Origin of the sequence: Pseudomonas sp. CFSAN084952 (genome assembly GCF_009648855.1) — a bacterium.
In the GTDB taxonomy this organism is placed as follows: Bacteria; Pseudomonadota; Gammaproteobacteria; order Pseudomonadales; family Pseudomonadaceae; genus Aquipseudomonas; species Aquipseudomonas paracarnis.
Map to the genome: position 1 here is coordinate 5,374,466 of NZ_CP045767.1, position 13,268 is coordinate 5,387,733.

A 13,268-nucleotide genomic window follows, 5' to 3' on the forward strand; every position below is an offset into this window, starting at 1 on the left:
GGTGAGCCCGAAACGTCGACGGAGCATACACAAGCAAGCGCCTGGGCCAAACTGCTACAAGTCATAAAAAACCTGCTGCGATTGGCCGCAAACCTTTGGTCCAGACCGCTTGAGCAAGACACGGCACGGGTTGCGGCCGATGACCAACCGGTCATCACCCCCGTCAGAATGTTCGCCGCGTCGCTAGCCTGCAGGCGTTTTGCATCGACCATCCGGCATTGGGATTTGCCCAGGCCCCCCAAGGCCCATAGAATGCGTCGATGCGCGATGATCTCTCTCTTTTGCTGAACTCCCTCAACGATGCCCAACGCCAGGCCGTAGCGGCCCCCGTTGGCCGTCAGTTGGTCCTGGCCGGTGCTGGCTCCGGTAAAACCCGAGTGCTGGTGCACCGTATCGCCTGGTTGATCCAGGTCGAAAACGCGTCCCCGCATTCCATCCTGTCGGTGACCTTCACCAACAAGGCCGCTGCCGAGATGCGTCATCGCATCGAGCAGTTGATGGGCATCAGCCCGGCCGGCATGTGGGTAGGCACTTTCCACGGCCTGGCACACCGCCTGTTGCGGGCGCATTGGCAGGAAGCGGGGCTGAGCCAGACCTTCCAGATTCTCGACAGCGACGACCAGCAACGCCTGGTCAAGCGTGTGATCCGCGAACTGGGCCTGGACGAACAACGCTGGCCGGCGCGTCAGGCGCAGTGGTTTATCAACGGCCAGAAAGACGAGGGCCTGCGCCCGCAACATATCCAGGCCAGCGGCGACCTGTTCCTGGCCACCATGCGCAGCATTTATGAGGCCTATGAAGCGGCCTGCGTGCGCGCCGGCGTCATCGACTTCTCCGAACTGCTGCTGCGTGCCCTCGACCTGTGGCGCGACAACCCCGGTTTGCTGGCCCATTACCAGAAACGCTTCCGCCATATCCTGGTGGACGAGTTCCAGGACACCAACGCCGTGCAGTACGCCTGGTTGCGCCTGCTGGCCAAGGGCGGCGACAGCCTGATGGTGGTGGGCGATGACGACCAGTCGATCTACGGCTGGCGCGGCGCGAAAATCGAGAACATCTACCAGTATTCCGAAGACTTCCCGGACGCGGTGACCATCCGCCTGGAGCAGAATTACCGCTCCACCGCCGGGATCCTCAAGGCGGCCAACGCCTTGATCGCCAACAACACCGGGCGCCTGGGCAAAGAGTTGTGGACCGACGGCGGGGAAGGCGAAGCGATCAACCTGTACGCGGCGTTCAATGAGCACGATGAAGCGCGCTATGTGGTGGAAACCATCGAAAGCGCACTGAAAACCGGCCTGGCCCGTAGCGATATCGCGATTCTGTACCGTTCCAACGCCCAATCGCGGGTGCTGGAAGAAGCGTTGCTGCGCGAGCGCATCCCCTACCGCATCTATGGCGGCCAGCGCTTCTTCGAACGTGCCGAAATCAAGAACGCCATGGCCTACCTGCGTTTGCTTGAGGGCCGTGGTAACGATGCGGCGCTGGAGCGGGTGATCAATATCCCGGCGCGTGGCATTGGCGAGAAAACCGTTGAAGCGATCCGCGACCATGCGCGCCATGCCGATGTGTCGATGTGGGAAGCCATGCGCTTGCTGATCGCCAACAAAGGCCTGACTGGCCGTGCTGCCGGGGCGTTGGGGGTGTTTGTCGAGCTGATCGAGAACCTGGCCGCCAAGTGCGCAGAGATGCCACTGCACCTGATGACTCAGACCGTGATCGAGCAGTCCGGGCTGATCGCCTATCACGAAGCGGAAAAGGGCGAGAAAGGCCAGGCCCGGGTAGAAAACCTTGAGGAACTGGTCAGCGCTGCTCGTGCGTTCGAAAACACCGAGGACGACGAAGAGCTGACGCCGCTCGCCGCCTTCCTGGGCCACGCCTCGCTGGAAGCCGGCGATACCCAGGCCGACGAGCATGAAGACAGCATCCAGCTGATGACCTTGCACAGCGCCAAAGGCCTGGAATTCCCTTACGTGTTCCTGGTGGGCATGGAAGAAGGCCTGTTCCCTCACAAGATGAGCCTGGAAGAACCCGGCCGCCTTGAAGAAGAACGCCGCCTGGCCTACGTGGGCATTACCCGGGCGATGCAGAACCTGGTGATGACCTACGCCGAGACCCGACGCCTGTACGGTAGCGAAACCTACAATAAGGTGTCGCGCTTCGTACGTGAGGTGCCCAAGGGGCTGATCCAGGAAGTGCGCTTGTCCAACAGCGTCAGCCGCCCGTTCGGCGGTGGCCAGCAACAGAACTCCAGCAGCATGTTTGCCGGTTCCGAAATACCGGAAACCCCGTTCAGCCTGGGCCAGCAGGTCAAGCATGCGATCTTCGGCGAAGGCGTGATCCTCAACTTCGAAGGCGCCGGCGCCCAGGCCCGGGTGCAGGTGAACTTCGCCGAGGGCAGCAAGTGGCTGATGATGGGTTACGCCAAGCTCGAAGCGGTCTGAGCTGGCCACAATAAGCCCACCATCATGAAACACTGCGTAACATGAAGATTATTGGCCCTCCCTTGTTTTAGAGGCGTGCGGGCCAATATCTGTAATTAGTCCTACAGACCCTTCGGATTTGGTCTTACGCAAAAGCCCGAAACATTATGCCGCTAGCCACTGCCACGACACCTGTGCAACATGGCGCGCGTGCAATCCACAAATGGGAATTCCCTATATGAAACGTTTTCTTAGCATCGCCATGGCGTTGTGCATCGGCCTGACGATGAGCCTCGACGCCAACGCCAAACGCTTCGGTGGCGGCAAAAGCTCGGGCGCGGCACCGACTCACCAGACCAGCCAAATGGCTCCATCCGCCGGTGCGGGCGGTGCTGCGGCTACTGCAGGCGCAGCCGGTGCCGCTGGCGCTGCTGCCAAGGCCGGCGGTGCTTCGCGCTGGCTGGGCCCACTGGCCGGCATCGCCGCCGGTGGCCTGCTCGCGTCCATGTTCATGGGCGACGGCTTCCAGGGCATGCAGATCTTCGACATCCTGATCATGGGCGTCATCGCCTTTTTGGTCTTCCGCTTTATCGCCGCCCGTCGCCGCAAGCAGCAGGAGCACCTGGCTCCAGCCGGCGCGCCGATGCAGCGTGAAGCGTTCGAACAGAAGCCTGCCATGGGTTCGATCTTCGGTGGTTCGGCAGCCCCTGCCGCCCGTCCGGTGATCAACGCACCGGCCTGGTTCAACGAAGAGCGTTTCGTCGAAGCGGCCCGCAGCCACTTCCAGTCCCTGCAACAGCATTGGGACGCCAACGAAATGGACAAGATCTCCGAGTTCGTGACCCCGCAACTGCTGGAGTTCCTCAAGCGCGAACGTGCCGAGATCGGTGACGCCTTCCAGTCGACCTACATCGACGACCTGCGCGTACAGCTCGATGGCGTGGACGATCGTGCCGACAAGACCATTGCCACCCTGACCTTCAGCGGTGTGTCGAAGTCCTCGCGTTTCGACCAGGGCGAAGTGTTCAGCGAAAGCTGGAACATGGAACGCGCCCAGGGCGACGACCAGCCATGGCTGGTCGCCGGTATCCGCCAGAACGGCTAATACCTGCGCGTTTGAGCAAGCGGTAACAAAAACCCCGGACATGTCCGGGGTTTTCTATTTCACGGTTGCACTTATAGCGAGCTACTGTATAAAACGCCCCTATAAACCGCGCCATCTAGCAAGAGGATCCCGGCCGTGGAAGAAATCATCGAACAACTGCGTGAAGCCAACGAACCGGTCCCGGTTCCTTTGGAGCTACCTGACGAAGACCTGCTGGTGGAAATCGAGGAACAACTGTTTATCGACATCCCCTTTGTCTTCCGTGAATTCTTGCTGACCGTCAGCGACGTAGTCTATGGCAGCCTGGAGCCAGTGACCGTCACCGACCCGCAGTCCCACACTTACCTGCCGGACGTCGCGGCCAACGCCTGGGATGCCGGTGTTGATCGCAGCCTGATCCCGATCTGCCAGGACGGCGACGACTACTACTGCGTCGAAGAAGACGGCACCGTGGTGTTGTGGTCCGCCGAAGAAGAATTGGTCACCGAAGAAACCTGGGAATCGGTGTGGCACTGGGCACGGGACGTCTGGCTGGAAAGCTGATACTTGATAGCTTTTGTGGCGAGGGAGCTTGCTCCCGCTGGGCTGCAAAGCAGCCCCCGCCAACGCCAGTCAGTGTTCCGTATCCTTGTGGTTGTCCAGCGTCTCCAGCAACGCAACCTGCATCCGCGTATGCACACGGATAAACCAGCGCCAGAGCACTGCAGCCACCGCCGCCGTGACCACGGCAATCAACACCAGCAACTTGTTGGTCGGCAGAATACTGGCCGACAAGGCTGCCAATAGCAGGAAGATCACCAGCAGCGACAAGAGGGGGATCAGCTCCGCAATCACCCTTCGCACACGCTGGGTATGACGCCCGGCCATCTCTGGCTTCACGCTCATCTCCGCCAGCAGCATCGACAGCGCCTTGAGCTTGCGATACGCCGCAATCAGAAACGGCAACGACACTAGCAGCGCCCCGCCCCAGATCAACGCCTTCTGCCAGCTTTGATCGCTGACCCAGCCTTCCAGATACCCACCGATGCGCCCTGCGAAAAAGCTGCCGGCAAAGAAGATTGCGATCACCAATGCCAGGTTTACCCCGACTTGCAGGATGATCTTGCGGATCATCGCGGCCAACATCGCCCCCTCGCCCTGGGGCTGAATGCTGCGCAACCATTCTCCATACATGCCGAACACTCGGCTCATTCGCGTGGGCATCAGTGCGGCGATCTTCAATGATAGCGGGTCGGCCCCGCGAATCAGGTAGGGCGTCAGCAGTGTGGTGATCGCCGAAACGGCCACCGCCACGGGATACAGAAAGTCGCTGGTGACCTGCAGGGTCATCCCCAGCGCCGCGATGATGAAAGAAAACTCGCCAATTTGTGACAGCCCCATACCAACCCGCAGCGAGGTGCGACCATCGTTGCCGGCGATAAACGCGCCCAGCCCGCACGACAGCATCTTGCCCAGCACCACGGCCACGGTGATCACCGCAATGGGCCAGGCGTATTGCAGCAGAATCTGCGGGTCGATCATCAAGCCAATCGCCACGAAGAAAATTGCGCTGAACATGTCGCGAACGGGCTCGATCAGACCCTCGATCTTAATCAACTGGCGGGATTCAGCCATGATTGCGCCGATCAAAAAGGCTCCGAGCACCATGCTGTATTCCAACTTCACCACCAACAGGCAGAAACCGAAGCACAGCCCCAATACAGTGATCAGCAGCATCTCGTTGCTTTCAAACTTGGCCACATAAGCCAGCAGGCGCGGCACCAGCAAAATCCCAATCACCAGGGCGACAATCATGAACAGCGAGAGCTTGCCGACCGTGGAGAACACCTCGCCGGAGCTGACCGTGCCACTCACCGCAATGCTCGACAGCAACGCAATGATGCCGATACCCAGGATGTCCTCCACAATCAGCACGCCGAAAATCAGCTGGGCGAACCGCTGGTCTTTCATCTTCAGGTCGTTGAGGGCCTTGACGATAATGGTGGTCGAGGAGATTGCCAGGATCGCGCCGAGGAACAGCGAGTCCATAGTGCTCCAGTCGAACCAGCGGCCGATCTCGTAGCCGATCCAGATCATCAACACGATTTCCAGGAACGCCGCGATAAACGCTGTGGCCCCTACCTTGAATAGCTTGCGCAGGCTGAATTCCAGGCCCAGGCAGAACATCAGGAAGATGACCCCCAGCTCCGCCAGGGTCTTGATCGTGTCTTCATCGTGGATCAGGCCAAACGGCGGGGTGTGGGGGCCGATAATGAAGCCGGCAACGATGTAGCCCAGCACCACCGGCTGCTTGAAGCGGTGAAACAGGATAGTGACCACCCCTGCCACCAGCATGATCACGGCCAAGTCCTGGATAAAGCTGATGGCGTGCATGGCGAGGGGCTCCTTGAGGGCGCCGGCGCTTTTCCCACTTCCGGCCGCGCCTTTGAAGGGTCGGAAAAGTCTGCCTTGATCGTAAGAAAAGCCCTGAGAAGGGCTTTTGAAGGGTAACACCGCGACTTCTGCTGGAAAGCCGGTGCAATATATGGAAACAGATCGCTGCGCGCGTGACGGCAAGCCGCCTGACGGCGTCCCGTTAGGGATGGCGCTGCAAAGACTTTGAGTACCCGCAGAGGTGCCTCCCCCCAACCAATGCCTACAACCCGTGAGTGTGCTATGGAACCCGGAAACGCCCAGCTGTCGATGACGGTACTGATGACCCCTGACATGGCCAACTTCTCTGGCAATGTGCACGGCGGCACGCTGCTCAAGTACCTCGACGAAGTGGCCTACGCCTGCGCCAGCCGTTATGCCGGTCGTTATGTGGTCACGCTGTCGGTGGACCAGGTGATTTTTCGCGAGCCGATTCATGTCGGTGAGCTGGTGACCTTCCTGGCGTCAGTCAACTACACCGGCAATACGTCGATGGAAGTGGGCATCAAGGTGGTGACCGAGAATATCCGCGAACGCTCGGTGCGCCATACCAACAGCTGCTTCTTCACCATGGTGGCCGTGGACGACCAGCGCAAACCTGCCGCCGTACCGCCCTTGCAGCCGCAGAACAGCGAGGACAAGCGCCGCTTTGTGCAGGCTCAGCAACGTCGGCAGATTCGCCAGGAACTGGAAAAGCGCTACCGGGAAATCAAAGCCGACGCGCCGTAAACTCCAAGCGGCGAATCAACTCAAAAAAATGTGGGAGCGGGCTTGCCCGCGATAGCAGTGGTTCAGTCGACATCGCTTTGACTGAGATACCGCCATCGCGGGCAAGCCCGCTCCCACATTGGGTTTTGTGTGCTTACAGGCTGATCGGTGTGGCTTCGAAGCGCACACGAGGGTGGGCAATACGGTCCTGGGCCCGCACCAGTTCCAGCTCATAACTGGCGCAGGCCTGGGTTTCCAGCAGCACTTCATGCACGGCCGCAGCGGTGAACTCAAAAGCGGCCACCAGGCTATCCCCCAACAGTACCCGCGCCAGGAACAGCCCGGACGTCAGGTCGCCCACGCCCACTGGCTGACGCGGAAACGCCAGCAGGGGCCGACGCAAGTGCCAACTGCCGTCGGCCGTCACCAACAGCATTTCAAACCCTTCTGGCAGTTTGCCTGGGTAATCCAGGTGCTTGACCAACACAGCCTTGGGCCCGCGCGCCAGCAAGGCCTTGGCCATCGCCAGGCAATCGAACAGCGATTGCGGCTTGCGCCCGGCAAAACTGTCCAGCTCCAGTTGGTTGGGGCACAGGAAGTCCGCCATGGCGGCAGCCTCATCCAAGAGGAAATCGCTGACCTCCTGCGGCACGATGCAACCCTTTTCCGGGTGGCCCATCACCGGGTCGCACAGGTACAGCGCCTTGGGGTTGATCGCCTTGATGCGTGCCACACCGCTGAGGATGGCACGGCCCTGGTCTGCACTGCCCAGGTACCCGGACAGCACCGCATCACAGTTGCCCAGCTCGCCAATCGCGGCAATACCCTCCACCAGCGCAGGAATTTGCAGCGGCGCCAACACTTCGCCCGCCCACTGTCCATACTGTGTGTGGTTGGAAAACTGCACCGTGTTGAGCGGCCAGACATTCACCCCGACCCGCTGCATGGGGAACACGGCGGCGCTGTTTCCGGCGTGGCCGAAGACCACATGAGACTGGATCGCAAGCAGGTGAGGTGTACGTTTCATGCGGGAGATTTCCGTAAAACCGTTGAATTTCTGGCCGAGCAGTATGCGACTAAACGCAGCCTGTACGACAGACCGGCGACACAGTTAAGCTGCGCTCACTTTGTTGGAGTTCATGGAATGCTGACCCTGGGAAACATCTTCGTCTTGATGCTGCTGGCCACCGGCGCCGCCTGGGTTTGGCACAACCACGGCTTGCGTGAACGGGCGTTGGCGCGGGTCAAGCAGCATTGCGCCAAGCTCGATATCGAGCTGCTCGACGGTGCCGTGGCGCTCAAACGCATCGGTTTCGTCAAGGATGCCAATGGCCGCCGACGCCTGGCGCGCATCTATAATTTCGAGTTTACGGTGACCGGCGAAACCCGGCATGCCGGGGTCATCACCCAATTCGGCGCCCACAGCGCGCAGATCGAACTGGCGCCCTACCCGTTCGAAACCAAGGAGCCGCTGCCCAGCGCCGAGATCATCGAATTGAGCCAGTGGCGCCAGGACCACGCCAGCAAGAAACATCAGTAACGGCAGGCTGCCAGGGCGCTTTGCAATGCGGCCACGTCCTGTGGTGCGCTGAAGATCAACTCAACACGTGAATCGCGCCGCCAAGCGCTGGGTTGCCAGTGCAGTGGGCTGTCATCCACAGCGTTGGCGGACACCCAGCCGTCAACGCTGTGGATAACCAATTTGGCACGGCGCCAGTCGATACTCGATAGCCACTGATGCAGACGGCTGACATCGAATCGCTGGCTTGGGTGCCAGCGCCAGCCAATGCTCCAGCCGCCCTCCTGGCTCTGGCTCAAACAGATCGGCAGCCCAGGGTCGCTCCAGATCGCCGGCATTTGCCCCACTGCTTCAGGCACCGCAAAGTTATCCACAGCGCTTTGGGCCTGTGCTTTCAAACCGGGCAACCGGTCGAGTGGCAATTGCGCCTGGCATGTCCAATGGCGCGCGCAATCGGGTAATTGCGCTTCGATCGCCTGACGTTGCGTAGCAGTCAGCGTCTCGTCCTTGTTCAGCACCAGCAGGCCGGCACTGGTCAACGCCTCCTGTTGTGCCTGGGGCAACGGCCTGCCCGCCGCCAATGCCTGGGCATCGAGTACCAGCACGCAAGGCTGCACGGCCAGCACGTCTTGCCATGGCGCCTGCCGCAGTTGCTTGAGCAATTGCGCCGGATGGCCCAGGCCTGAGGGTTCAATAAACAGCCGGTCCGGCTTAGCCTTACGCAACAAGCGGCCCAGCCCTACCTGGAACGGTGCGCCGTTCACACAACACAAACAGCCGCCTGCCACCTCGCCCAGGGCGATACCGTCATCGTCTTGGGTGAGTAAGGCTGCATCCAGGCCGATCTGGCCGAACTCGTTGATCAGCACCGCCCAGCGCTCGTTGGCCGGGCGCTGGGCAAGCAGGTGCTTGATCAGGCTGGTCTTGCCGGCGCCCAAGGGCCCGGCAATCACATGGGTAGGAATGTTCTGCAGCATAAGAGGCATGGTTCAGGCCGTGTAGAGCGTTTGATCCTACGCGGTTATGCCAGCCAATCCAGCGTCAGGATCAACCGTCGCTCATCGGCCTTGAGCGCCGGCGAACGATGGATCAGGCCGTGCCCTTCATTGCCGTGCCATTTGGTGCCTTTGAGCAGCGCCACTTCACCGCAGTGGATCTGCTCGATGCGCTCAGTGGGCTCGGCATCCGCCTGGCCCAATGTGCGCCGGTCCATGACGCCTTCACGCAACCATTGGCTACCGATACCGGCGTAGGTGGTGATCAGCCGAACCGGCACGTGATCGACGTGAAAGCGCGGGCACATGGCCTTGTCCAACAGCCGTAAACGCACGCCGATGCGCTTGGCGCCCAGCAGACAGGCGAATGCACTGACCAGCCACGACACATCGGCGATAAACCCATCGTAGCCTTCAAGATCGCGACAACTGGACGCCAAACCTTGCAAGTTCGGCACGCAGTCTTCGTTAACCAACTCGACCACCAAGGACTCGGCCAACGGTTCATTGAGCGCCACCAGCAAAGCGCCAAACTCAGCGATATGCAGGGGCAGTTGGCGCTGCCAGATGGCCAGGTTGACGCCGTCATTGAGGATATCGGACAGCGCCAGCGGCGTTTCCCCATGTGTCTGGCGGATGACGGGGCGCAGGGGAATGACCGGGGCCAGCATCAGGCGACCTGCTCATACCAAGGGCCAAACGGGTCGGGCAACTGGCGCCAACCTTCGACGCCCAGGGCCATTTCTTCATCGTTGAGCAAGCAGGCGTCCAACTCGGTACGCATCTGGACAAAATCGATGTTTTGCCCGATAAACACCAGTTCCTGACGGCAGTCACCCGTGCTCAACTGCCAGTTAGTCATGATCGCCGCCACGCTTTCTTCGTCCTGAGGCCACTGGCTTTTCGGCACAAACCGCCACCAACGCCCGGCAAACCCATGACGCATCAGCCCGCCCGCCTGGGACCAACTGCCCGCATCCTGATGTTTGCTCGCCAACCAGAAGAAACCCTTGGAGCGCAACAGCTTGCCGTTGACCCAGGGGCGGTCGATAAAGTCGAAAAACCGCTGTGGATGGAAAGGCCGGCGCGCACGGTAAGCCGTGGACGCTATGCCGTATTCTTCGGTTTCCGGCACATGCTCACCGCGCAATTCCTGCAACCAGCCCGGGGCCTGGGCGGCGCGTTCGAAGTCGAAACGGCCAGTGTTGAGGATCTTGTTCAGCGGCACTTCGCCCATGACCATCGGGATGATTTCCGCCTGGGCGTTGAGGCGCTCGAGGATGGCCATCAGTTCTTCGCGCTCGCGGCTGCTGATCAGGTCGATCTTGCTGATCAGGATGACGTCGGCGAATTCGATCTGTTCGATCAACAGGTCGGTGATGGAACGTTCATCCTCCTCACCGAGGGTTTCGCCCCGTGAAGCCAGGCTTTCTGCAGCCTGGTAGTCGAGCAGGAAATTCATACCGTCGACCACAGTGACCATGGTGTCCAGGCGTGCAATGTCAGCCAGGCTTTGCTCGTTTTCATCGCGAAACGTGAAGGTTTCGGCCACGGGCAAAGGTTCGGAAATACCGGTGGATTCGATCAGCAGGTAATCGAAACGACCTTCTTTGGCGAGTTTTCCAACCTCTTCAAGCAAGTCTTCACGCAAGGTGCAGCAAATGCAGCCATTGCTCATCTCCACCAGTTTTTCTTCCGAACGATTGAGCGTGACGTCGCGCTGTACCTCGCTGCCGTCGATGTTGATTTCGCTCATGTCGTTGACGATCACCGCCACCCGCAGGTTGTCGCGGTTGCGTAGGACATAATTGAGCAACGTGCTTTTACCGGCGCCGAGAAAGCCGGACAACACGGTCACAGGGAGACGATTGGGCATCAGGTATTCCTCATCAAGGTTGGCCGGTCAAACTGCCCGTTTATGGCGTTCGCGCAGCTCTTCACGTTCTTTGGCTTCGATACACAAGGTGGCGGTGGGGCGCAGCAGCAGGCGTTGCAGGCCGATGGGTTCGCCGGTTTCACGGCACCAGCCGTATTCGCCACGGGCCAGCAATTCCAGGGCATCGTCGATCTTGTCCAACAGCTTCTTTTCGCGCTCGAGCAGGCGCAATTGCCATTGGCGTTGCTCTTCGGCACTGCCGATATCCGCCAGGTCGCTGTTGGTTTCCTGCTCGCGCAGTGCCTGGAACTCAGCATCGATACGGGCTTGCAGGTCATCACGCTGAGCCAGCAACAATTCGCGGAAGAAGCGCTGCTGGGCCTCATTCATGTAGTCGGCCGCTGGTTGGGCCAAAAGATCGTGTTCGGTCATGGGAAGGGGTTCGCGGGTCGGGCTGTACTTTTATGTTATAGTATAACAATACAAATAAGCCAATCCCTCTTGCTCGCCGCGACGAAGGGCGCAATGCTGGGTCACCTTCTTACGCTGAGAAACCCGATGAGATACCTGCTGTGCGCCCTGCTATTGGCAGCCGCCGGGCCTGCCTGCGCCCAGGCACCCAGCCTGTTGGCCAAGTGCACACGCAGCGCAAACCTGCTGGCGTGTGTAGACCCGTTGGGCAATGCCTATAGCGTGGCAACCGTCGGCAGCACCACCTACTTGCGCGGTTTCGAAGTGATCGGCAAACGCTATTGGGCGCAGACCAACAGCCGTTATGGGCAACTGACGTTTTTTACCGGGTTGGCATCGGATGGCGAGGCGTGGGTTGGCTACACGCGGCGCGTAGGCTGGACCACCATCAATCGGTTTTCCAGCTCTGGGGGCGCCAGCGCCAAGTTCACCTGCAGCCGAATGACCGGCTGTTAGGCCTGGCTGTTTTTCTGCGCCTGCACCCAGGCCATGTAGCTGTTCATGGGTGGGTTCTTCTGGAAGTAACGCTTGAGTCCTTCGAAAAGGCCATCCGCCACCGCCTGTTGATGGCGCGCCGTCACCAGCCGCTGGGCATCCCGAGGGTTGGAAATGAATCCCGTCTCCACCAGGATCGAAGGGACATCCGGTGACTTGAGCACGGCGAACCCCGCCTGCTCCACCCGTTTCTGATGCAGGCTGGTGATGCTTTGCAGGCTGCCCAATACCGAGCTGCCCAGTTGCAAGCTGGAGGCGATGGTCGCGTTCATCGACATGTCGAGAATCACTCCGGCCAGCATCGGGTCCTTGTCCTTCAGATTGAGCAAGGTGGTGGCGCCCAGCAAGTCGGCGCCATTTTCGCGCTGGGCCATGAAACGCGCTGTGGCCGAGGTGGCGCCGCCTTCAGACAACGCATACACCGAGGCGCCCGACGCGGTCAGCCGTGGCGCGGCGTCGGCATGTACCGAAATAAACATATCGGCCTTGTGCTGACGGGCAATGTCCACGCGCTTGCGCAGCGGCACGAAGAAGTCGTCGTTGCGCACCAGTTTCACGTCAAAACCCTTTTCGCGTTTCAAGCGTTTAGCCAGTAACTGGGCGATGGACAGCACCACATCTTTTTCGCGCTGGCCCTTGGAGCCGATGGCGCCGGGGTCTTTGCCGCCATGGCCGGGGTCGACCACCACGATGATGTCGCGCTTGGGATGCGCCTTGTCTACCGGCGCCACCAAGGGTGCTGGCTCAGCGGCGATTTGACGGGGCGCACGGGTCGCGTTGGTCAAGTCCAGCACCAGGCGATGGCCTTGTCCCTCCTGCGGCGGCAACACGAAACTGTTGAGCTGCATGGGCTCGACCAGGTCCAGCACGATGCGCGTGTCGCTCTGGCCGAAATGCCCGGAACGGATCGAGGTAATCCCACTGTTCTTCAACGCCAATTGGGAAAAGTCGCCGCTGAGCCCGGCGCCACTCAAGTCGATGATCAATCGGTCGGGTGAGGTCAGGGAAAAGGTCTTGTATTGCACCGGGCCGCTGAGGTCGAACACCAGGCGCAGCTTGTCGTCTGAGCGCCACAGGCGTGCATTGCGAATCTGCGTGGCGTGAGCCCCCAAAGGCAAGGCAAACAAGGGGCTGACCAGCAGCAGGTTGAGGAGCTGACGTCGGTGCATGGCATATACCGCAGATAAAGGAGCATCCCTACTCGACGTGACTGAACAAAGGCAGGTGCAGAAAATTCATCGTGGCTCGTATTGTTATACTATAA

The 13,268-nt window shown here is 60.3% G+C and carries 13 protein-coding genes; 6 read left to right on the forward strand and 7 right to left on the reverse strand.

All coding sequences use genetic code 11. From position 1 onward, the window contains the following. Positions 1 to 260: 260 nt before the first annotated feature. From uvrD to GH769_RS24535, 3 genes are all read left to right on the forward strand, one after another. Entirely contained in the window at positions 261 to 2,444 is a 2,184-nt protein-coding gene (uvrD, locus tag GH769_RS24525; RefSeq protein WP_014720554.1) for a DNA helicase II, read from the forward strand. Positions 2,445 to 2,661: 217 nt separating this feature from the next. Next, positions 2,662 to 3,528: a Tim44 domain-containing protein gene (locus GH769_RS24530; protein ID WP_003195740.1), complete on the forward strand. Its 867-nt coding sequence runs from the start codon at positions 2,662 to 2,664 to the stop codon at positions 3,526 to 3,528. Between the two features lie 135 nt (positions 3,529 to 3,663). After that, positions 3,664 to 4,071 carry an SMI1/KNR4 family protein gene (locus GH769_RS24535; RefSeq protein ID WP_014720555.1) on the forward strand — a complete coding sequence of 136 codons (408 nt, stop codon included), beginning with the start codon at positions 3,664 to 3,666 and terminating at the stop codon, positions 4,069 to 4,071. A 69-nt stretch (positions 4,072 to 4,140) separates the two neighbouring features. Here GH769_RS24535 and GH769_RS24540 read toward each other — a convergent pair whose 3' ends face one another. Next, positions 4,141 to 5,901, reverse strand: a complete 1,761-nt coding sequence (locus GH769_RS24540; protein WP_014720556.1) for a cation:proton antiporter — start codon at positions 5,899 to 5,901, stop codon at positions 4,141 to 4,143. 282 nt (positions 5,902 to 6,183) lie between these two features. On the opposite strand from GH769_RS24540, the gene GH769_RS24545 reads away from it, so the two are divergent. After that, positions 6,184 to 6,669 (forward strand): acyl-CoA thioesterase, encoded by a 486-nt coding sequence (locus GH769_RS24545; RefSeq protein ID WP_003195747.1) that lies wholly within the window; start codon positions 6,184 to 6,186, stop codon positions 6,667 to 6,669. Between the two features lie 133 nt (positions 6,670 to 6,802). Here GH769_RS24545 and pdxY read toward each other — a convergent pair whose 3' ends face one another. Next, positions 6,803 to 7,675, reverse strand: coding sequence for a pyridoxal kinase PdxY (gene pdxY / locus GH769_RS24550; RefSeq protein WP_014720557.1), 873 nt, complete (start codon positions 7,673 to 7,675; stop codon positions 6,803 to 6,805). A gap of 117 nt (positions 7,676 to 7,792) precedes the next feature. Here pdxY and GH769_RS24555 point away from each other — a divergent pair, with 117 nt between their 5' ends. Further along, positions 7,793 to 8,188 (forward strand): DUF3301 domain-containing protein, encoded by a 396-nt coding sequence (locus tag GH769_RS24555; RefSeq protein ID WP_003195752.1) that lies wholly within the window; start codon positions 7,793 to 7,795, stop codon positions 8,186 to 8,188. On the opposite strand, the gene GH769_RS24560 is transcribed toward GH769_RS24555, so the two are convergent. Genes GH769_RS24560 through dksA form a run of 4 tightly spaced genes read right to left on the reverse strand, consistent with a single transcriptional unit; the run spans position 8,182 to position 11,470 of the window. Continuing rightward, positions 8,182 to 9,144 (reverse strand): GTP-binding protein, encoded by a 963-nt coding sequence (locus GH769_RS24560; protein ID WP_020302047.1) that lies wholly within the window; start codon positions 9,142 to 9,144, stop codon positions 8,182 to 8,184. The two genes, GH769_RS24555 and GH769_RS24560, sit on opposite strands and share 7 nt — an antisense overlap. 44 nt (positions 9,145 to 9,188) lie before the next feature. Continuing rightward, complete coding sequence (locus GH769_RS24565) at positions 9,189 to 9,833, reverse strand: DUF1826 domain-containing protein (protein ID WP_032901865.1); 645 nt, start codon at positions 9,831 to 9,833, stop codon at positions 9,189 to 9,191. Beyond that, positions 9,833 to 11,038: a zinc metallochaperone GTPase ZigA gene (gene zigA, locus GH769_RS24570; protein ID WP_019818158.1), complete on the reverse strand. Its 1,206-nt coding sequence runs from the start codon at positions 11,036 to 11,038 to the stop codon at positions 9,833 to 9,835. Before zigA ends, GH769_RS24565 begins: the two co-directional genes overlap by 1 nt. A gap of 27 nt (positions 11,039 to 11,065) precedes the next feature. Then, positions 11,066 to 11,470 (reverse strand): RNA polymerase-binding protein DksA, encoded by a 405-nt coding sequence (gene dksA / locus GH769_RS24575; RefSeq protein ID WP_003195761.1) that lies wholly within the window; start codon positions 11,468 to 11,470, stop codon positions 11,066 to 11,068. Positions 11,471 to 11,596: 126 nt separating this feature from the next. Here dksA and GH769_RS24580 point away from each other — a divergent pair, with 126 nt between their 5' ends. Further along, a complete protein-coding gene (locus GH769_RS24580; RefSeq protein ID WP_019818159.1) occupies positions 11,597 to 11,965 on the forward strand; it encodes a hypothetical protein in 369 nt (122 codons plus the stop codon). Here the strand turns inward: GH769_RS24580 and GH769_RS24585 are convergent. After that, on the reverse strand, positions 11,962 to 13,173 hold the full coding sequence (locus tag GH769_RS24585) for an N-acetylmuramoyl-L-alanine amidase (RefSeq protein ID WP_032901864.1): 1,212 nt from the start codon (positions 13,171 to 13,173) through the stop codon (positions 11,962 to 11,964). The genes GH769_RS24580 and GH769_RS24585 overlap by 4 nt on opposite strands. Positions 13,174 to 13,268: the final 95 nt, after the last annotated feature.

What these genes read in the sequence shown, in the direction of transcription:
- GH769_RS24580 (WP_019818159.1), top strand. Translation starts at nt 11,597, where the DNA reads ATGAGATACCTGCTGTGCGCCCTGCTATTGGCAGCCGCCGGGCCTGCC.
- uvrD (WP_014720554.1), top strand. Translation starts at nt 261, where the DNA reads ATGCGCGATGATCTCTCTCTTTTGCTGAACTCCCTCAACGATGCCCAA.
- pdxY (WP_014720557.1), bottom strand. Translation starts at nt 7,675, where the DNA reads ATGAAACGTACACCTCACCTGCTTGCGATCCAGTCTCATGTGGTCTTC.
- GH769_RS24560 (WP_020302047.1), bottom strand. Translation starts at nt 9,144, where the DNA reads ATGCTGCAGAACATTCCTACCCATGTGATTGCCGGGCCCTTGGGCGCC.
- GH769_RS24540 (WP_014720556.1), bottom strand. Translation starts at nt 5,901, where the DNA reads ATGCACGCCATCAGCTTTATCCAGGACTTGGCCGTGATCATGCTGGTG.
- zigA (WP_019818158.1), bottom strand. Translation starts at nt 11,038, where the DNA reads ATGCCCAATCGTCTCCCTGTGACCGTGTTGTCCGGCTTTCTCGGCGCC.
- dksA (WP_003195761.1), bottom strand. Translation starts at nt 11,470, where the DNA reads ATGACCGAACACGATCTTTTGGCCCAACCAGCGGCCGACTACATGAAT.
- GH769_RS24545 (WP_003195747.1), top strand. Translation starts at nt 6,184, where the DNA reads ATGGAACCCGGAAACGCCCAGCTGTCGATGACGGTACTGATGACCCCT.
- GH769_RS24585 (WP_032901864.1), bottom strand. Translation starts at nt 13,173, where the DNA reads ATGCACCGACGTCAGCTCCTCAACCTGCTGCTGGTCAGCCCCTTGTTT.
- GH769_RS24565 (WP_032901865.1), bottom strand. Translation starts at nt 9,833, where the DNA reads ATGCTGGCCCCGGTCATTCCCCTGCGCCCCGTCATCCGCCAGACACAT.
- GH769_RS24530 (WP_003195740.1), top strand. Translation starts at nt 2,662, where the DNA reads ATGAAACGTTTTCTTAGCATCGCCATGGCGTTGTGCATCGGCCTGACG.
- GH769_RS24555 (WP_003195752.1), top strand. Translation starts at nt 7,793, where the DNA reads ATGCTGACCCTGGGAAACATCTTCGTCTTGATGCTGCTGGCCACCGGC.